General features: G+C 51.7%; 20 protein-coding genes. 9 read left to right on the top strand and 11 right to left on the bottom strand.

Features of this window, described 5'->3' with window-relative positions:
• Nucleotides 1–33: 33 nt before the first annotated feature.
• Both EDF78_RS22015 and EDF78_RS22010 read left to right on the top strand, forming a co-directional pair.
• Nucleotides 34–1,428 (top strand): uracil-xanthine permease family protein, encoded by a 1,395-nt coding sequence (locus EDF78_RS22015; protein WP_133823903.1) that lies wholly within the window; start codon nucleotides 34–36, stop codon nucleotides 1,426–1,428.
• A gap of 154 nt (nucleotides 1,429–1,582) precedes the next feature.
• Entirely contained in the window at nucleotides 1,583–3,298 is a 1,716-nt protein-coding gene (locus tag EDF78_RS22010) for an AsmA family protein (RefSeq protein ID WP_133823902.1), read from the top strand.
• Between the two features lie 6 nt (nucleotides 3,299–3,304).
• Here EDF78_RS22010 and fabY read toward each other — a convergent pair whose 3' ends face one another.
• The 5 genes from fabY to typA form a co-directional block, all read right to left on the bottom strand.
• Complete coding sequence (gene fabY / locus EDF78_RS22005; RefSeq protein ID WP_095924083.1) at nucleotides 3,305–4,237, bottom strand: fatty acid biosynthesis protein FabY; 933 nt, start codon at nucleotides 4,235–4,237, stop codon at nucleotides 3,305–3,307.
• A gap of 33 nt (nucleotides 4,238–4,270) precedes the next feature.
• Nucleotides 4,271–4,708, bottom strand: a complete 438-nt coding sequence (dtd, locus tag EDF78_RS22000) for a D-aminoacyl-tRNA deacylase (protein WP_095924082.1) — start codon at nucleotides 4,706–4,708, stop codon at nucleotides 4,271–4,273.
• A gap of 18 nt (nucleotides 4,709–4,726) precedes the next feature.
• On the bottom strand, nucleotides 4,727–5,596 hold the full coding sequence (locus EDF78_RS21995) for a virulence factor BrkB family protein (protein ID WP_095924081.1): 870 nt from the start codon (nucleotides 5,594–5,596) through the stop codon (nucleotides 4,727–4,729).
• A gap of 11 nt (nucleotides 5,597–5,607) precedes the next feature.
• Nucleotides 5,608–6,195 (bottom strand): glucose-1-phosphatase, encoded by a 588-nt coding sequence (gene yihX, locus EDF78_RS21990; RefSeq protein WP_095924080.1) that lies wholly within the window; start codon nucleotides 6,193–6,195, stop codon nucleotides 5,608–5,610.
• Nucleotides 6,196–6,359: 164 nt separating this feature from the next.
• Complete coding sequence (gene typA, locus EDF78_RS21985) at nucleotides 6,360–8,183, bottom strand: ribosome-dependent GTPase TypA (RefSeq protein WP_095924079.1); 1,824 nt, start codon at nucleotides 8,181–8,183, stop codon at nucleotides 6,360–6,362.
• Between the two features lie 457 nt (nucleotides 8,184–8,640).
• Here typA and glnA point away from each other — a divergent pair, with 457 nt between their 5' ends.
• From glnA to glnG, 3 genes are all read left to right on the top strand, one after another.
• Nucleotides 8,641–10,050, top strand: coding sequence for a glutamate--ammonia ligase (gene glnA / locus EDF78_RS21980; RefSeq protein WP_013577652.1), 1,410 nt, complete (start codon nucleotides 8,641–8,643; stop codon nucleotides 10,048–10,050).
• A 267-nt stretch (nucleotides 10,051–10,317) separates the two neighbouring features.
• Nucleotides 10,318–11,367 carry a nitrogen regulation protein NR(II) gene (gene glnL, locus EDF78_RS21975; protein ID WP_013577653.1) on the top strand — a complete coding sequence of 350 codons (1,050 nt, stop codon included), beginning with the start codon at nucleotides 10,318–10,320 and terminating at the stop codon, nucleotides 11,365–11,367.
• A gap of 7 nt (nucleotides 11,368–11,374) precedes the next feature.
• Nucleotides 11,375–12,787 carry a nitrogen regulation protein NR(I) gene (gene glnG / locus EDF78_RS21970; protein WP_095924078.1) on the top strand — a complete coding sequence of 471 codons (1,413 nt, stop codon included), beginning with the start codon at nucleotides 11,375–11,377 and terminating at the stop codon, nucleotides 12,785–12,787.
• A 67-nt stretch (nucleotides 12,788–12,854) separates the two neighbouring features.
• Here the strand turns inward: glnG and hemN are convergent, their stop codons facing one another.
• Entirely contained in the window at nucleotides 12,855–14,228 is a 1,374-nt protein-coding gene (gene hemN, locus EDF78_RS21965) for an oxygen-independent coproporphyrinogen III oxidase (RefSeq protein ID WP_133823901.1), read from the bottom strand.
• A 187-nt stretch (nucleotides 14,229–14,415) separates the two neighbouring features.
• Nucleotides 14,416–14,967, bottom strand: coding sequence for a Der GTPase-activating protein YihI (yihI, locus tag EDF78_RS21955; protein ID WP_133823900.1), 552 nt, complete (start codon nucleotides 14,965–14,967; stop codon nucleotides 14,416–14,418).
• 580 nt (nucleotides 14,968–15,547) lie between these two features.
• Between yihI and yihA the strand changes: the two genes are divergently transcribed.
• Entirely contained in the window at nucleotides 15,548–16,198 is a 651-nt protein-coding gene (gene yihA / locus EDF78_RS21950; RefSeq protein ID WP_095924073.1) for a ribosome biogenesis GTP-binding protein YihA/YsxC, read from the top strand.
• A 139-nt stretch (nucleotides 16,199–16,337) separates the two neighbouring features.
• Entirely contained in the window at nucleotides 16,338–17,660 is a 1,323-nt protein-coding gene (locus EDF78_RS21940) for an IS4 family transposase (RefSeq protein WP_133823898.1), read from the top strand.
• Between the two features lie 322 nt (nucleotides 17,661–17,982).
• On the opposite strand, the gene polA is transcribed toward EDF78_RS21940, so the two are convergent.
• The 4 genes from polA to EDF78_RS21920 all read right to left on the bottom strand — a co-directional run bounded on the left by polA (nucleotide 17,983) and on the right by EDF78_RS21920 (nucleotide 23,195).
• Nucleotides 17,983–20,787, bottom strand: coding sequence for a DNA polymerase I (gene polA / locus EDF78_RS21935; protein WP_133823897.1), 2,805 nt, complete (start codon nucleotides 20,785–20,787; stop codon nucleotides 17,983–17,985).
• A gap of 389 nt (nucleotides 20,788–21,176) precedes the next feature.
• The gene (gene dsbA / locus EDF78_RS21930; protein ID WP_056777623.1) at nucleotides 21,177–21,800 is read right to left on the bottom strand and encodes a thiol:disulfide interchange protein DsbA; all 624 of its coding nucleotides are present in this window, start codon (nucleotides 21,798–21,800) and stop codon (nucleotides 21,177–21,179) included.
• Between the two features lie 46 nt (nucleotides 21,801–21,846).
• Nucleotides 21,847–22,833 (bottom strand): serine/threonine protein kinase, encoded by a 987-nt coding sequence (locus EDF78_RS21925; protein ID WP_095924070.1) that lies wholly within the window; start codon nucleotides 22,831–22,833, stop codon nucleotides 21,847–21,849.
• Nucleotides 22,834–22,925: 92 nt separating this feature from the next.
• Nucleotides 22,926–23,195 (bottom strand): YihD family protein, encoded by a 270-nt coding sequence (locus EDF78_RS21920; protein WP_095924069.1) that lies wholly within the window; start codon nucleotides 23,193–23,195, stop codon nucleotides 22,926–22,928.
• Between the two features lie 152 nt (nucleotides 23,196–23,347).
• Between EDF78_RS21920 and mobA the strand changes: the two genes are divergently transcribed.
• Together mobA and mobB are read left to right on the top strand one after the other, a co-directional pair.
• A complete protein-coding gene (gene mobA, locus EDF78_RS21915) occupies nucleotides 23,348–23,932 on the top strand; it encodes a molybdenum cofactor guanylyltransferase MobA (protein ID WP_095924068.1) in 585 nt (194 codons plus the stop codon).
• Nucleotides 23,932–24,456, top strand: a complete 525-nt coding sequence (mobB, locus tag EDF78_RS21910; protein ID WP_095924067.1) for a molybdopterin-guanine dinucleotide biosynthesis protein MobB — start codon at nucleotides 23,932–23,934, stop codon at nucleotides 24,454–24,456. Before mobA ends, mobB begins: the two co-directional genes overlap by 1 nt.
• Nucleotides 24,457–24,709 lie beyond the last annotated feature (253 nt).

Raw genomic sequence — 24,709 nt, 5'->3', positions numbered from 1 at the left:
TGCCCGCTTTGCCGCTTATTGGAATGCCACAACATGAGTTCGCAAACCGCAGAACAAGAAACACAGCAACCCGATCTCTCCCGCCAGCAAAAAAGTGAACTGATTTACCGGCTCGAAGACCGCCCGCCTTTACCTCAGACGTTATTTGCCGCCTGTCAGCACTTGCTGGCGATGTTTGTTGCGGTGATCACACCGGCATTACTGATTTGTCAGGCGCTGGGTCTGCCTGCACAGGACACTCAGCACATCATCAGCATGTCGCTGTTCGCCTCCGGTCTTGCGTCTATTTTGCAGATTAAAACCTGGGGGCCGGTCGGTTCCGGTTTGCTGTCCATTCAGGGCACCAGCTTTAACTTTGTGGCACCGCTGATCATGGGCGGAATGGCACTGAAGAATGGCGGCGCAGATGTACCGACCATGATGGCCGCGCTGTTCGGCACGCTGATGCTGGCTTCCTGTACTGAAATCATCCTGTCCCGTTTCCTGCATCTCGCGCGCCGCATTATCACGCCGCTGGTTTCCGGCATCGTGGTGATGATTATCGGGCTGTCACTGATTCAGGTCGGGCTGACGTCGATTGGCGGCGGTTACTCCGCCATGAGTGATCACACTTTCGGCGCACCGAAAAATCTGTTGCTGGCCGCCGTGGTGCTGGTGGTGATTGTTCTGCTGAACCGTCAGCGCAACCCGTACCTGCGTGTCGCTTCTCTGGTGATCGCCATGGCTGTGGGTTATCTGGTGGCCTGGATGATGGGGATGTTGCCGACCGCGGCTGCGCCAGCCACCCAAAGCAACTGGATAACCTTACCGACGCCGCTGTATTACGGGCTGGGTTTTGACTGGAATCTGCTGATCCCGCTGATGCTGATTTTCATGGTGACATCGCTGGAAACTATCGGTGATATTACCGCGACCTCAGACGTTTCGGAGCAGCCGGTCAGCGGCCCGCTCTATATGAAGCGCATCAAAGGCGGTGTTCTGGCAAACGGCCTGAACTCAATGCTGTCTGCGGTATTTAACACTTTCCCGAATTCATGTTTCGGGCAAAACAACGGCGTGATTCAGCTGACCGGTGTTGCCAGCCGCTATGTCGGTTTTGTTGTCGCGCTGATGCTGATCGTACTGGGTCTGTTCCCGGCGGTGGCCGGATTTGTGCAGCATATTCCTGAACCGGTTCTGGGCGGCGCGACCATCGTGATGTTCGGCACCATTGCCGCATCCGGTGTGCGTATTGTTTCCCGCGAGCGCCTGAACCGCCGCGCGATTATGATCATGGCGCTTTCTCTGGCCGTCGGTATGGGTGTTTCCCAGCAACCGCTGATCCTGCAATTCGCGCCCGACTGGCTGAAAACCTTGCTGTCATCCGGTATTGCGGCAGGCGGGATTACTGCGATAGTTCTGAATCTGGTTTTCCCTCACGAGAAGTAAACACAGGATGTAATCCGCGTGCAACAGCGGCAGAGGGTCTGGAACCCCTGCCGCTTTTTATTGTCTCCATTCTGCTAACCTGTTGAGAAAAGTCGCTGTTTGCGGCATAAACAAAGAATCTTTTTTCCACTTTCCCGCTACAGGGCTCCAGACGATGAGATTTATCGGTAAAATTTTGCTGACGTTCGCCTTACTTCTGGTACTGGCGATCGTGCTGGTGTACGTCCTGTTGCAAACGCGCTGGGCCGCTGGCTGGGTCAGCCGCTGGATCAGCAACAACAGCGAGTACCGGGTCTCCGTTGAGAAACTCGACCATAACTGGTCATCTCCGGGGCGCGTGACGTTAAACAATGTGGTCTTCGGGCAAAAGAATCAGCCGGAAATTCTCAGTGCCGGGGAAGTCGATCTGGATTTAAGCTGGCGTCAGATCACTGAACCGCGCTTTTTCGATCGCGTCGTTCTGATTAACGGACGTCTTAACGTCAGTCCTTCCTCAATGAATTTGCCGTTGCAGGCCAATACCCTGCAACTGAGTAAGATGGCGCTCACCGGCAATGCCGCCGGCCTGGATATTCAGGGGCAGCAGATTAATGCCGGTATTTCGCCATGGCAGCCGAAACCTCATCAGCTTTTAGGCGATAAAGCCGACTTCCAGCTAAGCGCCGCCAGCCTGACGGTCAACGGACTGCCAGCCGAAAATGTGCTGATTCAGGGCAATATCAATCATAAAAATCTCACGCTGAGTAATTTTGGCGGTGATCTGGCGCGCGGTCAGCTGACCGGCAAAGCCACACAGGCCGCCGACGGCAGCTGGAATATCGAAAACCTGCGCCTGAGCAATGTGCGTCTGCAAACCTCCAAACCGCTTTCCGCTTTCTTCGATGACTTCCAGACCCTGCCCAAAGTGACCCTCCAGCGTCTTGATCTGATCGACGCGCGTTTGCAGGGAACGGACTGGGCCTTCAGCGACGTTGATTTGTCTGTACAGGATCTGACGCTGGAAAAAGGTGACTGGCACAGCGATGACGGCGAAATCACGCTGAATGCAACCGACATGATTGACGGCAATCTGCATATTCAGGATCCGATCATCAGCCTCGACCTTTCACCGCAGGGCATTGCGATCAAACAAGCCACGGCGCGCTGGGAACGCAGTTTACTGCGCACAACCGGCAACTGGCTGCGCGCCAACAAACGCCTGCAGCTTGATGAAGTGTCTGTCGCGGGGCTGGAATACACATTGCCGGAAAACTGGAAACAGCTGTGGAATCAGGCACTGCCGGATTCGCTGTCAGAGGTGTTTATCAGCCGGTTCATTGCTAACCGCAATCTGATCATTGATATCAATCCTCAATTCCCGTTCCAGCTGACGGCGCTTGATGGCCTCGGCAACAATCTGCTGCTGGCGCGTAATCACCAGTGGGGGATCTGGAACGGCACGCTGAATCTCAATGCCAGTGAAGCGACCTTTAACCGCAATGATGTGCGTCGTCCCTCCATTACACTGAATGCGAACGACAGTCAGGTGAACATTTCCGAACTGAGTGCGTTCACCAAAGAAGGATTGCTGGAAGCCAGTGCGACGGTTGACCAGCAGCCGCAGCGTCATTTCTCGCTAAAAATGACAGGCCGCTCCGTGCCTGCCAATCAGCTGGAAAACTGGGGATGGCAGCATCTGGCGCTGGAAGGGAATGCGAATATGCAGCTCAATCTGCAAGGGCAGATGCCCGCAAATGTGGATTACAAACCGACACTCAGCGGGACATTGCAGGTGAACAGCGCCAGCGGGCAGTCCGTGACGGAAAGAATGGTCAACGGACTGGTGTCCGGCGCGGCCACAACAGCAGCGCCAGTACCCGCTACGCCGTAATTCAGGTCAGTTGATTTCAGGTTCCAGCGGTGCGCCGGGTGCCGCTGGAAGCACCAGATAGGTGCCTTCAAACACCGCGCCGTCCACCTCATCACCGTATAAATTCACTTCAAGCTGCACGCGCGCTTTGCGCCCGCGGGCCAGACGGTCGAGGTCACCGCGAACAGAGCCGAGATCGGCCACCGCACGCGGCCTGCCGGTCACCGGGGTACTGTAGCGGATATGGGCATCGGCCAGCACAATGGTGCCGCCCAGATGGCGCTCACGCAGCAATAACCAGATCAGCCCCCAGCCGGTCAGCGTCGCCAGTGAAAACAGACTGCCAGCGAAGAGTGTGTGGTGCGGGTTCTGGTTTCCCGTCTCAGGCATCGTGGTCACAAAACGCTGGCCGGTGTACTGGCTGATACGGACGCCCATTTTTTCGCTAAGCGGAATATGGTCATACCAGGCCTGTTGCAACTGACCGCACCAGTCGGGGCGATGCAGAATATCATCCAGCGTTTCGATCGGTTTGATCATCAGGAAATGGCGAACCGGCGTGGTTTGCGGGGTGGTAATTTCCCCCTGATTCACAAAGCCCAGTTTGGCAAAGAAATCCACGGCATCTTCACGGGCGCTACAGACCACACGTTTCACCCCTTCCTGACGCGCCACAGACTCCAGGGTCATCGCCACCAGTGTTCCCAGCCCTTTGTCCTGCACATTCGGATCCACCGCCAGGAAGCGGATAGAGGCTTCATTATCGGCATTGATGTATAAACGACCCACCGCCACCGGCTCGCCGTGTTCATCCACCACCATCTGGTGATGTGCGATAGAATCGTAGGCATCACGCTCTGAACCCTCCGGCTGGTGCAGCGGTTTGCGCAGCATTTCCCAGCGGAATCGGTAATAGGCGGCCAGTTCTTTTTCGGTCGTCGGTACTCTCAGGTGATACATAGATACTTTCTCTCCGGCGTTATGCCTTGTCGGTCAGACTTGTAGCCAGAAGGTCACTGGTCCGTCGTTCACCAGTGCCACTTTCATGTCCGCTGCAAAACGACCGGTTTCGGTCGCTATGCCTTTTTCCCGGCACTGCCCGCAAAAATACTGATATAACCGGTCAGCTTCCTGAGGTTCCGCCCCGCGTGAGAATCCCGGGCGCATGCCTTTTTGCGTGTCTGCCGCCAGTGTGAACTGCGACACCACCAGCAGACTGCCGCCAGCCTGCTGCACGTTCAGATTCATCTTGTCGTTTTCGTCACCGAAAATCCGGTACCCGATCACCCGTTCACAGAGGCGTTTGGCTTTTTGCTCATCGTCGCCCTGTTCAACACCCAGTAACACCAGTAATCCCGGCCCTATCTGGCCGCAGATTTCGCCCTCTATCGTGACGCTGGCATTCAATACCCGCTGAATTAACGCGATCATACATATCCTTCGGACTGATTATTCTTCTGCGATGTGTTGCGCGGACTGCAATTTCCTCAGAGAACGGAATTCTCCCAGTGTGACGGTAATTTCCGCCCCGAGAAGTACGATACACCAGCTGACATACACCCAGAGAAATAAAATGGGGATCACAGCCAGTACACCGTAAATCAACTGATACGACGGGAAAAGCTGAATGTATAAGGTGAAGATTTTTTTACTTAATTCGAATAAAGCCCCGGAAACCAGCGCGCCCACCAGCGCATCCTTTGCCGGAACTCTCACCGTCGGCACGACCTGATAAAGCAGCCAGAATGTCACCCAGGAAATCAGCAACGGCAGGATGCGCAGCGCGTGGTCGATCACCGAATGCACGCCGCTGATATTCAGCCAGTTCAGGGAGAGCAGATACGAGCTGACCGCCACACTGGCAACCAGCAAAATAGGCCCGAGCGTTAAAACCATCCAGTAAACGGCAAAGGAGAAGACGATCGGGCGCTTGGTTTTGCTGTCCCAGATTTTGTTCAGCACGCTGTCTACTGAGGCGATCAGAAGCAATGCGGTGACGATTAATCCGCAGGTGCCCACGGCGGTCATTTTGCTGGAGTTGGCAACAAACTGTTCCAGATAACGCTGGATGGTGTTGCCGGTGGCGGGCATGAAGTTGGAAAAAATGAAAGTTTTCAGCTGCATGCTGATGTCTGAGAAAACCGGGAATAACGCAAACAGCGAAAACACCACGGCGATCAGCGGCACCAGCGAAAGCAAAGAGACATAAGCCAGATGGCCCGCGAGAAGCGTCAGGCCATCTTTATCCGAACGCTTCAGCAGCAGGTGCGTGAATCTCCACAATGATTTTAGGTAGTGGCTCAGTGCCCTTTTCTGCATCCGTACATCCTTCAGGAAAAGTATTGCGGTACCGTCTGGTTATCTTCCACCCACACAGCCTGAATGCCTGCCTGCCGGGCAGCTTCAATATTTTCGGCAACGTCATCAAAGAACACGGCCTGATCGGCGGTAAACCCTTCGGTGTCCAGAACGTGCCGGAATATTTCAGGTTCCGGTTTGCGCATACCGAGATTTTGCGAGAGGTACATCGCATCCGTATTGGCTTCGATTTCCGGATAATGATGCGGCCAGAAATCCAGATGTAAGCGATTGGTATTTGACAGCACGACGACGCGATGACCTTCTTCGCGAAGCTTCTGGAATAAGGTAATGACTTCCGGACGCAGACCGACGAAAACGGCGTGCCAGCCCGCACTGAACTGCTCGAAGCTGAGCGCAATGCCCATTTCATCACACAGATCGGCGGCAAACTGTTCGTCGCTGATTTCACCGCGCTCGTGTTTCTGGAACGCCTCGCCCATTGAAAAACGCTCGGTCAGCATGGCCAGCGGCGTTCCGCTCAGATGGCTCCACACCCCCAGCACACGTTTGAAATCAATATCTATAATGACGTTTCCCATATCAAAAATGTACAGCATTGCACGCTCCTGATTTCAACGATGACAGTTAACTTTAGCGGTAAAACGTACAGGTGAACAGTGACATCTCTGCGGGGTTTAACGAACGGAGAAGAAAAAAACATAAAAAAAACAGGGTACCCGGAGGCACCCTGTTTCTGTGTAACGGCTAACGTGGAAGAAGATTAACCTTCTTTAGGGCCACGCATTGCACGTTTACGATCGTTCTCGGTCAGGTGACGTTTACGGATACGTACAGACTGAGGAGTCACTTCGACCAGTTCGTCATCATCGATGAATTCCAGAGCTTGCTCCAGAGACATTTTGATAGCAGGAACCAGAGTCGTTGCTTCGTCAGTACCGGACGCACGCATGTTGGTCAGCTTCTTACCGGTCAGGCAGTTCACGGTCAGGTCGTTAGAACGTGAGTGAATACCGATGATCTGGCCTTCATACACTTCTGCGCCGTGGCCCAGGAACAATTTACCGCGGTCTTGCAGGCTGAACAGTGCGAACGCAACAGCTTTACCCTGACCGTTGGAGATCAGCACGCCGTTCTGACGCTGGCCGATTTCGCCCGGACGAACGTCATCATAGTGGCTGAACGTGGAGTACAGCAGACCGGTACCGGAAGTCATGGTCATGAATTCGGTACGGAAGCCGATCAGGCCACGTGCTGGGATCAGGTAATCAAGACGGATACGACCTTTGCCGTCTGGGATCATGTCTTTGACATCGCCTTTACGCTCACCCATGGCCTGCATGACAGAACCCTGGTGTTGCTCTTCGATATCCAGTGTCACGTTCTCGAATGGCTCTTGCATGCGGCCATCGATTTTACGGTTGATTACTTTAGGACGGGAAACCGCCAGCTCGAAACCTTCGCGACGCATGTTTTCGATCAGAACCGACAGGTGAAGTTCACCACGGCCTGAAACGCGGAATGCATCAGCATCTTCAGTTTCTTCAACACGCAAGGCAACGTTGTGCACCAGTTCTTTGTTCAGACGGTCAAGGATCTGACGTGAAGTCACATACTTACCTTCTTTACCACAGAACGGAGAGGTGTTGACGTTGAAGTACATGGTTACTGTTGGTTCATCAACGCTCAGCGCTGGCAGAGCTTCAACATTCGCCGGATCACAGATAGTGTCGGAGATGTTCAGTTCGCCCAGGCCGGTGATGGCGATGATGTCGCCCGCTTCAGCAACGGCCGCTTCGATACGCTCAAGACCCATGTGGGTCAGAACTTTACCGACTTTACCGTTACGGGTTTTGCCTTCGCTGTCGATGACAGTGATCTGCTGGTTAGGCTTAACGGTACCGCGTTTGATGCGGCCGATGCCGATGACGCCAACATAGTTGTTGTAGTCCAGCTGAGAGATTTGCATCTGGAAAGGTGCATCCATCTCAACTTGTGGCGGAGATACGTGGTCAACGATCGCCTGATACAGCGGGGTCATGTCTTCGGCCATATCGTTATGGTCGTTACCCGCGATACCCATCAATGCTGATGCATAGATGATTGGGAAATCGAGTTGTTCGTCGGTTGCGTCCAGGTTAACGAACAGGTCGAAGACCTGATCAACAACCCAGTCAGGACGCGCGCCAGGGCGGTCAACCTTGTTGATTACCACGATCGGTTTCAGACCATTAGCGAAGGCTTTTTTGGTCACGAAACGGGTTTGCGGCATTGGGCCATCCATTGCATCCACAACCAGCAGCACCGAGTCGACCATTGACATCACACGCTCTACCTCACCGCCGAAGTCGGCGTGTCCTGGGGTATCCACGATGTTGATGCGGTAGTCTTTCCAATTAATGGCGGTGTTTTTTGCGAGGATGGTAATCCCACGCTCTTTCTCCAAATCGTTGGAGTCCATTACGCGTTCAGTGGCTTCTACACGCTCTCCGAAAGTACCGGATTGTTGCAGCAGCTTGTCGACCAGGGTGGTTTTACCATGGTCAACGTGGGCAATAATGGCGATGTTACGCAAATTTTCGATCACAGCTTTGCCTCAGGCATTAGAAATAGCGCGCTATTGTACACGTATTAAGCGAGGTTCTAAACAAGATCACAAGGATCTTGATGAAACAACTTATGGATGGTTACTTTGTGATCCCTTTCACGGTGCAAAAAGACCACTGAACCATTATGACGCACCGTTTTGGTGCCATGCATCTCAGAGTTAGCACCATTATAGTGCAGAAATTCCGTTATGGTGCATACTTATCGAGTGCAAGAGCCCTGTAAAATGGCGTTGTTTGCATTTTCTCAAAGTTGGCACACTTTTCGCTAATAGTTTTTAGGGTAAAAAAAAGTTTTTACAGGGTGAAGCGTCTGACCAGTCAAATAATAGCGCTGTTCAGTCCACACGCCAGTTCAAGTAAAGCTGTTATTTCCAACTAAAGACCAAAAATGGTTATTCGTTCCACGACGATAATGAGAAATTCGGGAGAACTAGTATGTCCGCTGAACACGTTTTGACGATGCTGAATGAGCATGAAGTGAAATTCGTAGATTTACGTTTCACTGATACCAAAGGCAAAGAACAGCACGTCACCATTCCTGCACACCAGGTTAGCGCTGACTTCTTCGAAGAAGGCAAAATGTTTGATGGCTCTTCAATCGGTGGCTGGAAAGGCATTAACGAATCTGACATGGTATTGATGCCAGATGCGAGCACTGCTGTTCTGGACCCATTCTACGAAGAAACCACCCTGATCATTCGTTGCGACATCCTTGAGCCAACCACGCTGCAAGGTTATGACCGCGACCCACGCTCTACCGCAAAACGTGCGGAAGACTTCCTGCGTTCTTCCGGTATCGCGGACACCGTTCTGTTCGGGCCAGAGCCAGAATTCTTCCTGTTTGATGATGTGCGCTTCGGCAGCAGCATCTCCGGTTCTCACGTCGCTATCGATGATATCGAAGGCGCATGGAACTCCAGCACCAAATATGAAGGCGGCAACAAAGGCCACCGTCCTGCAGTGAAAGGCGGTTACTTCCCGGTTCCTCCGGTCGACTCCTCCCAGGATCTGCGTTCTACCATGTGTCTGACCATGGAAGAAATGGGTCTGGTTGTTGAAGCTCACCACCACGAAGTGGCAACTGCAGGTCAGAACGAAGTGGCAACCCGCTTCAACACCCTGACCAAGAAAGCCGACGAAATCCAAATCTACAAATACGTGGTTCACAACGTGGCTCACGCATTTGGCAAAACCGCAACCTTCATGCCAAAACCAATGTTTGGCGATAACGGTTCCGGTATGCACTGCCACATGTCTCTGTCCAAGAACGGTAACAACCTGTTCGCTGGCGACAAATACGGCGGCCTGTCTGAAATGGCACTGTTCTACATCGGCGGTATCATCAAACACGCTAAAGCAATCAACGCCTACGCTAACCCAACCACCAACTCTTACAAGCGTCTGGTCCCGGGCTACGAAGCGCCAGTGATGCTGGCTTACTCCGCGCGTAACCGTTCTGCATCCATCCGTATTCCACACGTATCAACGCCAAAAGCGATGCGTATCGAAGCACGTTTCCCTGATCCAGCGGCTAACCCATACCTGGCGTTTGCTGCACTGATGATGGCTGGCCTCGACGGTATCATCAACAAGATCCACCCTGGCGATGCGATGGACAAAAACCTGTATGACCTGCCGCCGGAAGAAGAAGCAGAAATTCCAAAAGTTGCAGGTTCACTGGAAGAAGCACTGAACGCACTGAACGAAGACCGCGAGTTCCTGACCCGTGGTGGCGTGTTCACTGACGACGCTATCGATGCTTACATCGGTCTGCGTAAAGAAGAAATGGACCGCGTGCGTATGACTCCGCATCCGGTTGAGTTCGAACTGTACTATAGCGTCTAAAAAAACAGCGTTTGATTTTTAATTGAACCTGAACTCAGCGCCGGTTTTCCGACCGGCGCTGAGAGAAATACCCGACTGGAGGACGGCGTTAACAACTCCTTCAGCGTCAAAATTAAGTATGACGATTTATATTTGTTGCCGTGGAAACTTTCAGCCCATCTCCGGATGGGCTTTTTTCTCCACACTCTTTCCTGCTTAACCCCTCAGGCCCGTGATTTCCCCGGGTAGCGAGATAAAATGCACCAATCAGGTGCGGGAGACTGCGGTATGGCAACTGGCAAACTGCCCGATGCTGGGCAGATCCTGAATTCCTTAATCAACAGCGTTCTGCTGTTGGACGACGAACTGGCGGTGCATTACGCCAATCCGGCGGCTCAGCAGTTACTGGCGCAAAGTTCCCGAAAGCTTTTTGGCACCCCTTTGCCAGAACTGGTGGGATATTTTTCGCTGAACATCGAGTTAATGCGTGAAAGTCTGACAGCCGGACAGGGCTTTACAGACAGTGAAGTGACGCTGGTGGTTGACGGTCGTGCGCATGTGTTGTCGCTGACCGCGCAGATGCTGCCGGAAGGTTTCATTCTGGTGGAACTGGCGCCGATGGATAATCAGCGTCGCCTGAGTCAGGAACAATTGCAGCATGCTCAACAGGTTGCTGCGCGTGATTTGATCCGCGGTCTGGCGCACGAGATAAAGAATCCGCTCGGCGGATTACGCGGTGCCGCGCAATTGTTATCCAGAGCGCTGCCTGATCCAGCCTTGCTGGAATACACCAAAGTCATTATCGAGCAGGCTGACCGTCTGCGTAATCTGGTGGACAGATTGCTTGGGCCGCAACGTCCGAGCCAGCATGTGACACAAAGTATCCATCAGGTGGCGGAACGGGTTTGCCAGCTGGTATCGATGGAGAAGCCGGATAATGTTCAGCTGGTGCGGGACTATGACCCGAGCCTGCCGGAACTGGCACACGATCCCGATCAGATAGAACAGATTTTGTTAAATATTACCCGCAACGCCTTACAGGCGCTGGGGGAGGAAGGCGGCACAATTACATTACGCACACGTACCGCTTTCCAGATCACGTTACATGGCGTGCGTTATCGCCTGGTGGCCCGTATCGATATTGAAGATGACGGCCCCGGCGTTCCGGCGCATTTGCAGGACACCCTTTTTTACCCCATGGTCAGTGGCCGCGAAGGGGGCACCGGTTTGGGCCTGTCTATCGCGCGCAGTTTGATTGATCAGCATTCGGGTAAAGTTGAATTTAACAGTTGGCCAGGACATACCGAATTCTCGGTTTTCCTGCCTATTCGCCAGTGAGGTTCTTATGCAACGAGGGATAGTCTGGATCGTCGATGACGATAGCTCCATCCGCTGGGTACTTGAACGTGCGCTCACTGGAGCCGGTTTAACCTGCACCACGTTTGACAGCGGCAATGAAGTGCTTGATGCCATTGCGACTCAAACCCCTGACGTGTTGTTATCGGATATCCGTATGCCCGGGATGGACGGTTTAGCCCTGTTAAAGCAGATTAAACAACGTCACCCGATGCTTCCGGTCATCATAATGACAGCGCATTCCGATCTGGATGCCGCAGTCAGCGCCTATCAGCAAGGTGCCTTTGATTATCTGCCAAAACCGTTCGACATTGACGAAGCCGTGGCACTGGTTGAACGCGCCATCAGTCATTATCAGGAACAACAGCAACCGGCACGCAGCCAGCCGGCAAGTGGCCCGACTGCCGACATTATCGGCGAAGCGCCAGCCATGCAGGACGTGTTCCGCATCATCGGCCGTTTGTCCCGCTCTTCCATCAGCGTGCTGATTAACGGGGAATCCGGTACAGGTAAAGAACTGGTCGCGCATGCTTTACACCGTCACAGCCCGCGCGCCAAAGCGCCCTTTATCGCGCTGAACATGGCGGCAATCCCGAAAGACCTGATCGAATCCGAATTATTCGGCCACGAGAAAGGGGCATTTACCGGTGCCAATACCATTCGTCAGGGGCGTTTTGAGCAGGCCGATAACGGCACGCTGTTCCTCGATGAAATCGGTGATATGCCACTCGACGTGCAAACCCGTCTGCTGCGCGTGCTGGCAGATGGTCAGTTCTACCGTGTGGGCGGTTATGCGCCGGTGAAAGTGGATGTGCGAATCATCGCCGCGACGCACCAGAATCTGGAACTGCGGGTACAGGAAGGCAAATTCCGTGAGGATTTATTCCATCGCCTGAACGTTATCCGCGTCCATCTGCCACCGCTGCGCGAACGCCGTGAAGACATTCCGCGTCTGGCGCGTTACTTCCTGCAAGTGGCAGCCAAAGAACTGGGAGTGGAAGCGAAAAACCTGCATCCGGAAACGGAAACCGCACTGACGCGTCTGCCGTGGCAAGGCAACGTGCGCCAGCTGGAAAATACCTGTCGCTGGCTCACCGTGATGGCAGCGGGTCAGGAAGTGCTGATTCAGGATCTGCCCAGCGAACTGTTTGAGACGTCAGCCCCGGAAACCGGCGGTCAGAGTCTGCCGGACAGCTGGGCAACGCTGCTGGCACAATGGGCAGACCGCGCCCTGCGTTCCGGTCATCAAAACCTGCTGTCAGAAGCACAACCTGAAATGGAGCGTACGTTACTGACCACGGCGCTGCGCCACACTCAGGGACATAAACAGGAAGCCGCACGGTTGCTGGGCTGGGGACGCAATACCCTGACCCGTAAGCTGAAAGAACTGGGCATGGAATAATCCTTCTGTGTACCAGACAGCAAAACAGCCGCTTATGCGGCTGTTTTGCTTTGCTCAGCGAAGAAAATCAGATCACGCGGGAGAACTGCTGCTGACGCACCTGACGGCGCAGATAAATATCAAAACACATACAGATATTGCGGATCAGCAAACGTCCGCGCGGCGTCACCTGAATATGCGTGTCGCTCACCTCAACCAGCCCGTCTTCTGCCAGCGGCTTCAGCAGCGCCAGATCGTCGGCAAAATAGTCGGTAAACTGAAGGCCGTAACGCTGTTCGATATCAGCGAAATTCAGTTCAAAATGGCAGATCAGCGATTTGATCACGTCGCGGCGCAGGCAGTCATCATCGGTCATTTCCAGACCGCGCCATAACGCATTCCCCTGCTCTTCCACTCTGGCGTAATACGTTTTGAGATCTTTTTCGTTCTGCGCGTAGGTATCGCCGAGCATGCTGATCGCCGAAACGCCCATCCCCAGCAAATCGCTGTCGCCCTGAGTGGTATAGCCCTGGAAATTGCGGTGCAGTTTGCCTTCTCGCTGGGCAACCGCCAGTTCATCATCAGGACGGGCAAAGTGATCCATGCCGATAAAACGGTAACCGGAGGCGGTGAGCGAGGCGATGGTTTCCTGCAGAATTTTCAGTTTCTCTTCTGCGCCAGGTAAATCGGCATCTTTGATTTTACGCTGAGCAGCAAACAATTTTGGCATATGCGCATAGTTGAATACGCTCAGCCGGTCGGGATTAAGCTCAGCCACGCGTTGCAGCGTGTAGGCAAAACTCTCCGCCGTTTGTTTCGGCAGCCCGTAGATCAGGTCGATATTGGTCGAATTGAAACCCAGCGCGCGGGCGCGTTCAATCAGGGCAAAGATGAAGTCTTCATCCTGCTCGCGGTTCACCAGACGCTGCACTTCTTTATTGAAATCCTGAACGCCCATGCTCAGGCGATTAAAACCTTCGCTGCGCAGGTGATCGAGCACATCCAGCTCGATTTCACGAGGATCCACTTCCAGTGACATTTCTGCATCGGGCAGGATATCAAAGTGTGCCCGCAGAAGGCCCATCAGACGGCTTATCTGCGCTTTATTGAGGTAAGTCGGTGTACCACCGCCCCAGTGCAGCTGACTGACCTGACGGCCTTTAAAGAGCGGTGCACGGTGGCTGATCTCTTTTTCAAGCACGTTAAGATATTCTTCGGCTTTATGCTGCTGGCGTGTGACCAGTTTATTGCAGCCGCAGAAGTAGCAGAGTTTATGGCAGAAAGGAATGTGCACATACAATGAGAGCGTACGCGCCGGATAACGGGCGGCCGCATTTTCGAAAGCGATGTTGTCGTAGCTTTCACTGAACTCAAGTGCTGTGGGATAGGATGTGTATCGCGGGCCCGAATAATTGTACTTCTGGATCAGCGCTAAATCCCAGACGGTGGTCTGTTCTGACATAGGTGACTTACTCCTTCCGGCGTCGGATGCTGCCGGGTCGCCTTACAGGCAGGCTTGGGGCCTGCCGTGCAAAGGTCGCTCTGCGCAAACGTGCTTTGGTTTTCGATAACCGGCGTAGTTTACCGAATAACCAAAGCAGATAACATGCAAAGAGTAAGGCTATTGCCGGGATAACCCAGCGCATGGCTTAGAAACCTTCTTTCGGGTTCCCGCGCTTGAGCAACTGCATCATGTCTTCGTTCTTCACTTCTTCTTCTTCATCTTCGTCGTCGCCGAGTTCAATGCCGAGGATTTCCATCAGAACGTCGATGCGATCCAGAGTCTGGTCAACATAAGCCTGATCTTCTGCGCTTAACGCTTTGCCATCGTCGATGAGATCCAGCAAGGAATCCAGACGCTCATCGTTCTCAAGTAACGTCAGTTCTTCTTCCGGCGTCATCTTCGGTTTTGGATCTTGCTTCGGCTGTGCGGCTTTCTTCGCTTTCGCTGCATTGTTCGTGACGGTCTCAACGATCAATGGCACGGCTTTTTTACTGCCGATACGCGGATCGGCTTTTTTCGCGCCTGCGCCGTTCTGGTTCTGAGCCGCATCCGGGTTCGCGCGGGAGCCTGCTTTATGGCCACGGCGCTTGTTATCACGCTTGCGTTCGCGCGCTTCGATATCAAGCTCTACACGACTTTTCTTCTTCGTTTTCGCTGTCGCGGTATTGGCGCGCGGTGCTTTCGCTGGCTGTTTCATGGCATCTGCTCTTAGGTGTGTACATTTAGTATAGATTTGCGGCGGAATCTAGCAGAAAGCGGGCAAAGAAAAAAGGCAGCAAGGTAACCTTGCTGCCTTTTTCTTTCCTTCATGAGAAGGATGTTCATCAAACACTTTCCCTGTATAGCGTCAACGTCCCGGTTTTTCCTTTGCCTTTCAGAGCCTCCGGCTCCGTTCATCCCTAAATCGCGATGCATTTCCCGTGATCCCTGAATGCAATTATCGTCCGTGTTTCCCTGCTTGCCTTCATCGCGTAAGAATTACTTTACCCGACTGACACAAAGGCTCAAGATACCCGCCAGCTGTGTTTAAGGTGCAGAGAGCGCCTTAATTTTATCTTATTGAAATTGAATGACATTAAAAAACACAGCGTTAAAACAAGCGAAATAACCCGCATCATGAATAGCAAATGTCTTACATCATGAAGGCAATTTTCCCCCGCCTTCATCTCTGTGGTCCCTTCGCCTCATCATTCGGATTTTAAAAACACGAACACATCACGGCGCAGTTGCAGTTATAATCGCCAGCCAGATACTCATGCCTCACGGAGACGCACGCTTTGACCAGCCAAACTTACAACTATCATATGACCCATTTCGTCATGAGCGCCCCGGATATCCGGCATTTGCCATCTGACGCAGGCATTGAAGTCGCATTTGCTGGTCGTTCAAACGCCGGCAAATCCAGCGCACTGAATACCCTGACGCAGCAAAAAAGCCTTGCACGTACCAGTAAAACACCGGGCCGCACCCAGCTTATCAACCTGTTTGAAGTGAAACCGGGTATTCGCCTGGTCGACTTGCCGGGTTATGGCTACGCGGAAGTGCCGGAAGAAATGAAACGCAAATGGCAGCGTGCGCTGGGCGAATATCTGCAAATGCGCAACTCGCTGAAAGGTCTGGTTGTGTTGATGGATATCCGCCATCCGCTGAAAGATCTCGATCAGCAAATGATTCAGTGGGCAGTGGATGTCGGTACACCGGTGATGTTGCTGCTGACTAAAGCCGACAAACTGGCTTCAGGCGCACGTCAGGCGCAGATCAAAATGGTTCGCGAAGCTGTGAAGGAATTCATGGGCGACATTCAGGTCGAAGCGTTCTCGTCACCGAAGAAAATGGGCGTGGATAAACTGAGTGACAAACTGAACACCTGGTTCAGCGAAATCCCACCGGAAGTGCTGGAAGAAGCGCTGTCCGACGAAGGCGAATAATTGCGCCCTCCCGTAAGGGAAAATGTAAGTTAAGAACAGAAAGGGTGGCCGCAGGGTTAATGCCGATCGTTTAAGGATCGGTTGACCGATCCTGTGGCTCGTGTAAAAAGGGTTCATGCTCAACATGGACCCTTTTTAAATGGAACTTTCACAAGCTCTCGGTATTATCAATCTCACTGCCCCCGATGAAGTTCAAAGCCTCGCTGACCTCCTGTCTCCTGACCTCATTCAGCAAGCTTTTTCTCTCACTGACACCGTCACCCTACGCAAGCGTAAACTCCCCCTCGAGTCCATGGTCTGGCTGGTTATCGGTATGGCCATATTCAACAATAAGCCTATGAGTCATATCGTTAATCTGATGGATATTGTTGACCGAACCGGACGCTCATTCACCGCACCCAGCTCCGTTATTGCCCGCAGAAAAACGTTAGGTGAAGATGCCATCCGGGTTCTGTTTGATATCACTCAGCAACACTGGCATGCAGAGGCAAAACATCCTCTCTGGCACGGACTGACACTCAATGCCGTCGATGGCGTAGTCTGGCATACGCAGGACACGCCTGAAAATGCAGAGGCCTTCGGTAAGGCTTCTAACCAGCACGGTGAACGCGGATATCCTCAGGTCCGCATGGTATGCCTGATGGAACTGAGCAGCCACCTGCTGCGGGCCAGTGTGATGGACAGTTACGACGTTAATGAGATGCGCCTGGCGGCACAGCTGGCAGACAGCGCGCCGGATAACAGTATTACGCTGTTTGATAAGGGTTTTTACTCTTTAGGACTGCTACATGTCTGGCATAATGCGGGCGAAAATCGCCACTGGCTGACGCCGCTGAAAAAGAACACGCAGTACGAGGTGGTGTGTAAGCTCGGCAAACAGGACGAGCTGATACGGCTGAAAACGTCACCGCAGGCCAGAAAACAGTGGGAAGGACTGCCGGAAGAAATAACCGTGCGGCTTATCCGCCGGAAGGTCAATGGCGTTGAACGGCAGGTTGTGACGTCAATGACGGATGCGATGCGTTATCCGGCCGCCAGCGTGGCGGAGCTTTATAAGCATCGCTGGGAAATCGAGTTAGGATACAGGGAGGCTAAGCAGTTTTTACTGGGGAACCGGTGGGCGTTGAGAAGCAAACTGTCGGAAATGGTCAGGCAGGAACTGTGGGGTATCCTGCTGACTTATAACCTTGTTCGTTACCAGATGATCAAGATGGCATTCAGCCTGAAGGGAGATTATCTGCCTTATCAGCTGAGTTTTAGCGGTGCAGTGTCGGAGATATTACGGTTGTTAATCGGGCTGCCGTGGGCATCAGCGGGAGCCATCCCGGGTCATCTGAAGCATTTTTACAGCAACGCAGCGATGCTAAAACTCCCCCCGAGGCGTGAGCGTGAATATGCAAGGGAAGTGAGAGAAAAAAGGTCGAAATATCCCTTAAAAAACAATGCTGGTCACCTTAAGTGACCAGCATTAGGCCGCAGGGTCGCCCTTTTTAATGGGCTTTTGTGGGTAAAAACCGACGAAAATCCAATAAAAAACGCCCCAGACATAAATGCCTGGGGCGGCTAAAATATTCAGCCAAATCCGATTACGTGAAGTAAAAGGTCTGAAAGATAGAACATCTTACCTCTGTACCCTACAAGAGAAACTTTACCCTATTTCCTGATGGGGAAAAAGAACTTTTTGTAGTTTACTTACACAAAAATCGCGGATTATGCGATCACCTTCATGGTCTGAGCCCATAATCCTGTAGCTTAATTACAAAAAAAGCTTAATAACTATTCACTTAGTGAGCCTGATCCCAGTTTTCACCGGTACCCACGTCAACTTTCAACGGCACGGCCAGCGTCATGCTTGATTCCATCAGGTTGCGGATTTTTTCGCTTGCAGCTTCAACATCATCCTTATGCACTTCAAACACCAGTTCATCGTGTACCTGCATGATGATGCGGGCACGCGGTGCATCCGGTTGTTTCAGCCAGGCATCGACGCTGATCATGGCGCGTTTGATAATGTCAGCCGCGGTCCCCTGCATCGGGGCATTAATCGCTGCACGCTCAGCTCCTTTACGGCGCATGGCGTTGCTGGATTTAATGTCCGGCAGATACAGGCGGCGCCCATCCAGCGTTTCAACATACCCCTGTTCCGACGCCTGAGCGCGGGTACGCTCCATGTATTCCAGCACGCCCGGATAGCGCTCAAAGTATAAATCCATATAACGCTGGGATTCTTTGCGCGGGATATTCAGCTGACGTGACAGACCAAAGGCGCTCATGCCATAAATCAGGCCGAAGTTAATCGCTTTCGCACTGCGGCGTTGCTCGCCAGAAACCTTCTCCAGCGGCGTGCCGAAGACTTCTGCAGCCGTTGCGCGGTGGATGTCTTTCCCCTCGGCGAACGCTTTCAGCAAACCTTCATCTTTCGATAAATGCGCCATGATGCGCAGTTCGATCTGCGAATAGTCGGCTGCCAGAATGATGTAATCCTTAGGCGCGATAAACGCCTGACGAATACGGCGACCTTCGTCATTACGCACCGGAATATTTTGCAGATTGGGATCACTGGAAGACAGACGACCGGTGGCCGTTACCGCCTGATGATACGACGTATGCACGCGCCCGGACTGCGGATTGATCATCAATGGCAGTTTGTCGGTATACGTCGATTTCAGTTTTGCCAGACCACGATATTCAAGAATGACTTTTGGCAACGGGTAATCCAGAGCCAGTTCAGCCAGAACTTCTTCATTAGTCGAAGGCGCGCCACCCGGCGTTTTCTTCAGGATCGGCAGTTTCTGTTTTTCATACAAAATGGCCTGCAACTGTTTGGTTGAGGACAGATTGAAAGGCTCTTCCGCCAGCTCATGCGCCTTGTTTTCCAGCTCATTCAGGCGGATCGCCAGCTCTTTTGAATGGGCGGCGAGGATATTCTGATCAATCAGAACACCGGTACGTTCGATATGAGACAACACGGGCACCAGCGGCATTTCAATATCCGTGAAGACTTTTTTCAGGGATTCACTTTCCGCAATCCGGGGCCAGAGTGCCTGATGCAACTGCAATGTGACGTCCGCATCTTCCGCCGCATACGGTGCCGCTTGCTCCAGTGCGATTTGGTTGAAGGTAAGCTGGTTTTTCCCTTTGCCGGCAATTTCTTCAAAGCTCACCGTTTTATGTCCCAGATAGCGATCGGCAAGGCTGTCCATATCGTGACGGCCAGATACGCTGTCGAGCACATAAGACTCGAGCATGGTATCGAAGGCTATACCTTTTAATTCAATGTCGTAACGCAGTAAAACGCCGCGATCAAACTTCAGGTTCTGACCCACTTTCAGCTGTTTTTCATCTTCAAGCACAGGTTTGAGCTGTTTCAATACGTCATCGCGATCCAGCTGTACCGGCGCGTCCAGATAATCATGAGCGACTGGCAAATAGGCGGCTTTGCCTGCTTGCGTCGCAAAAGATAAACCGATGAGATTGGCCGTCAGCGTATCCAGACCATCCGTTTCAGTATCGAAGGCAAATACCTCAGAGGCTTTCAGATGACCGATCCATTCATCCAGCGTCGCCTGATCCAAAATGGTGACGTAACCGTCCTGAGAAAGTTGGTTAGGTTCGACCGATACCGCGGAGGCAGTTTCCTGATCGGCAGCTTTCTTTTTCGCTGCTGAAGGCGCTTTACCCGCCGACTTTTTACTGGTCAGCCAGGTGCCGGATTCGACATCAGCCAGCCAGCGCTTAAATTCATAACGACCAAATAACTGGTGAAGTTCATCCGCATCCGGTTCTGAAACGGTCAGTTCTGCGCAGGTCAGATCCAGCTTCACGTCCGTTTTGATGGTTGCCAGCTGGTAAGAGAGATAGGCAACGTCTTTGTTTTCCGCGAGCTTAGCGGCCATGGTTTTTGAACCACGGAAAGTCAGCGTCGACACTTTATCGAGATCCGCATATAAGTCATCAAGACCCCCAATGCCCTGCAACAGAGCCTGTGCGGTCTTCTCACCTACGCCCGGCACGCCAGGAATATTGTCCGAGGAATCGCCCATCAGCGCGAGGAAATCAATAATCAGTGAAGGTGGAACACCGTACTTTTCAACAACTTCATCTGGCCCCAGAATCGCATTGTTCATGGTGTTAATTAATGTCACTCCCGGGGTTACCAGCTGTGCCATATCTTTATCACCGGTACTGATCAGAACCGCATGCCCGGCTTTCTCTGCTTCGAGGGCCAGCGTACCAATCACGTCATCCGCTTCCACACCCGAGACCATCAGCAATGGTAAACCCATTGCCCTGACCATCTGATGAAGGGGCTCAATTTGAGAGCGTAAATCATCAGGCATCGGAGGGCGATGCGATTTGTACTGTTCGAAGAGTTCGTCACGGAAGGTTTTGCCTTTCGCGTCAAAAACCACTGCAACATGGCTTGGTGTGTATTGCAGCAACAGACTGCGCAACATATTCAGCACACCGTACATCGCGCCGGTCGGTTCGCCCGCAGAGTTGGTCAGCGGAGGAAACGCATGGTAAGCGCGATAAAGGTAGGACGAACCGTCCACCAGGATTAAGGGGTTTTCTGCTATCTGGGCCATAACTCTTCTTTATTCGTGATCAGACATGCCCTAAGGATGCCATAGCCAGCGGGAAAGACGAACCTTGAGAAGGAAATTCATTGCGAAGTTGCGAGGGATCTCGAAGGATCATCCTGTGGATAACTTTGTGAATAGTTTTTATAGGAAATTATTATCGGATCGCAGGGAGAGAATATGCCAACATTTTCGCTACTGGTATCATCAGGTTATCAGGGCGATTTATGAAATATTGGTGTAATAGAAGCTTAATAGCGATTGTGGATAGTAATATTTTTGAGGGAATAACTCGGGCCACTCTTAAATATATTTTCTGCCGTTATCATTTTTCAGCTTTAAATTTCCTGAGAATATAACACCAGCCCGAAGGCTGGTGTTGAGATGACAATGTCTTATTTTTTTGTCGCTAAGAAATTGATCACATCAGAATATTGTTTGACGTACATATCCATTGAACTGGTATCAAGCCCGTCATTTTTAACCATATATTTGCCGTTCACAAATACAGAGGGGACGCCTTGCAGCCCCAGATCCGCCGCCGCTTTCTCCTGTTGAACAACCAGGGATTTCACGACGAAGCTGTTCAGTGCAGCATCGTAATCTTCGCCTTTGACACCCGCCTGAATAAAGACTTTACGGATATCATCAGCATTCTGTACAGACTGTTGTTTCTGGACGGCATCAAACATCAGCGGACTGACTTTGTCTTCAACGCCCAAAGCAATAGCGACAGCCCATGCCTGAGTTAATTGCTTGCCTAATGGGCCCAGGAACTCAACGTGATACTTGGTATATTTAACATCTTTTGGCAGGTTCTTACGAATGCTGTCAGACACATGCCAGACTTGTTCGAACTGGTAACAGTGCGGGCAATAAAATGAGAAGAACTCAAGAACCTGTGGCTCATTAGCAACGGTTTTATCTAAAGTAACGTACTGCGCACCATCAGAAAATTGCGCGGCAGATACACTGAAGGCCATGACCATACCAACCAGTGCCAGGAATATCTTTTTCATATAAAGCCTATCTCCATTTAATTAAACTTCGAACGTTAATCGTGACTCAATACATTGGCATCAACTGTAAAGGAGGTGCCTGTAATTTCTTAACTTGCTCAGTAAAAGCGGCTATCTGACCACGCCAGAAGTCTTCATCCTGCATCCAGGGAAAACTTTTAGGAAACGCCGGATCCTCCCAGCGACGGGCAACCCAGGCCAGATAATAAACCATGCGCATAGCACGCAGCGGTTCAATCAAAGACAGCTCACGGGTATCTAACTCAGCAAACTCTCCATAAGCTTCCAGCAATATGTCCAGCTGGAGCCTTTGCTCATTTTGGTCGCCATGCAGCAACATCCAGAGATCCTGAATTGCCGGGCCATTGCGGGCATCATCCATATCCACAAACAACGGGCCATCGCGCCACAGAATATTCCCCGGATGGCAATCGCCATGCAGCCGCAGGGGCTGCCAGTCGGTGTGCCAGAATTCGCCTGTCGTGGCGATCAGGTTATCTGTTGCAGCAAAAAACGGCTCACGTAAACTTTTGGGAATAAGGGAACACTCCGCCAGGACTTCCCGCGGCCGGTAAAGGTATTCATCCAGACCGATCGTCGGCCGTGCGGTGAAAAGGCTTTCGCTGCCGACCTGATGGATGCGCCCAAGGAAACGTCCCACCCATTCCAGCTGATCAAGATTGTCTATTTCGTACTGACGCCCCCCGACACTTGGGAACACAGTAAACATATAACCCTGATAGTGATGAAGTGTATTGTCATTAATAGAAAGAGGGGCAACAGCAGGTATTTCGGCATCAGCCATATCGAGTGAAAAACGATGCTCTTCGTGAATTTGTTCTTCACTCCAGCGTTCCGGCCGGTAGAACTTCACCACATAGCGTTTTCTGTCTTCACCCAAAAACTGGTAGACACGGTTTTCATAGCTATTTAATGCAGTGAGGCCGGACTCAGCAATCAGACCGACGCTCTCTAACGCATCAAGGATAAGATCCGGCGACAATGCCTGAAAATTAAAAGCTGAATTGTTCATAACTTCATTCGGATTAGCCGCACAGAAAAATGATAATGGGAAATAGTATCATCTATTTTTCGCGGTTCGCATGAAGTTCACATAAGTTTACATCAATCTTTAATCACGCCACGGGCACGCAAAATGGCGGTTTTGAAGTCATCCTCATAATCTTTCTTCAGACCCGGGATTTCCGTGGTGCTGTCAGTACCGCGCATTTTCAGATGATAAATCAACGTATCATCGCTCAGTTCTCCTAAAGATCCCTGATAGCCACATTCCGTTGCCAGCTTTTGAATAAACTCCATCAGGTTAAGATCACAGTCTTCTTTCCAGGCCGGATGAAGCAGCTCGATCAACTCATTTACGCGATGTTCTTTCATGATATTCCCTCTCCACTGAGTGACAGACCCTAAAAATAACAGGGTTATTTCATCAGGGAAAGGACAAGCTTACGATGTAAAAGTTAAACCAGCCCGCCCCTGACGAAGGCGTTACAATGAAAGGAATATAGACGTTTCTGCAGGTAAACATAATGAGTATGGACAACATTACCGGCGTTATTTTAGCGGGTGGGCGTTCGAGCCGGATGGGGCAAGATAAAGGGCTGGTAGAAGTAAAGGGAAAGCCTTTATTTGAATACATTGCAGAGCGGTTGCGTCCGCACGTCGGCGAGATCTTGATCAGCTGCAATCAAAATGCGGATCGTTATGGCCGTGAATTTCAGACCTTTCAGGATATTACGGCGGATTTTTCAGGTCCACTGGCTGGCATGCTTGCCGCATTAACTGTCAGTAAAACGGAATGGGTTCTTTTCGTTCCCTGCGATGTGCCCGCTTTCCCGGCTAACCTGGCAGAAACCTTTCTGGAAAACGCTGCGGATCAGAAAGCCGTTTATGCCCGTGATCCTGAACGAGAACACCCGACACTTTGCCTGCTGAACCGTGATCTGATACCTGAGCTGAAATCATATCTGGAGAAGGGTGAGCGGAAATTAATGATTTTCTTTCATCAGATTGGTGCCAAAGCCGTATTGTTCAACGACTCTGCCGCGTTTTGCAATCTCAATACGCCTGAAGAGGTGGCACTCTGGGAAATTAACAACCTGGACTTATCCTGATGATCATAAACCATATACCTTTGCTGGGGATCACCGCTTACAGCGGAACGGGGAAAACGACATTACTCAAACAACTCATCCCCTGGCTACGTCAGCGCAGCATACGTACAGGTTTGATAAAGCACACTCATCATGATGTTGACGTTGATACTCCCGGGAAAGACAGTTTTGAGCTGCGTAAAGCCGGTGCAGACCAGACTATGGTTGCCAGTGACAGCCGGTGGGCATTAATGACGGAAACACCGCAGCAAGACCCGCTCAATCTCAGGTATCTCGCAACACGTTTTGACAGCGATAATCTGGATATGATCCTCGTTGAAGGGTTCAAGCACGAAGATATCGACAAAATTGTGCTTCACAGGAAAGGGACAGGAAAATCGCTGGAGCAGTTAATGGATATTCATGTTATTGCGGTGGCCAGTGATTGTCAGCCAGAGGATATACCAACGACAGTTAGCCTTATGAATATCAATGAAATAGAAGAAGTTGGGGAGTTTATTGTCCGTTGGCTGGCAAGACAGTAAAAACAACGCGATTAAGGTCGTTTGAATCGTCAAATCCCCCATAGCAAAAAGCCCTGTACGTCAGTACAGGGCTTTCCACTTATTTGATGCCTGGCAGTTGATGACCCACTTCGTGGCTCACCCTTCGGGCCGTTGCTGCGCAACGTTCAAAAGGCTTCGCCTTTTGTCCTGCTCTCTTCTCGTGTAGCCAACCACCTGATAGCAGTAAAGCCAAAAGCCCCACACTTTCGTGCGGGGCTTTTGGCTTTATTTG

The organism is Rahnella sp. BIGb0236 (assembly GCF_004364755.1).
GTDB lineage: Bacteria > Pseudomonadota > Gammaproteobacteria > Enterobacterales > Enterobacteriaceae > Rahnella > Rahnella victoriana.
The sequence above is the reverse complement of the archived record's forward strand: the minus strand, read 5'-3'. Positions and strand labels throughout refer to the sequence as shown.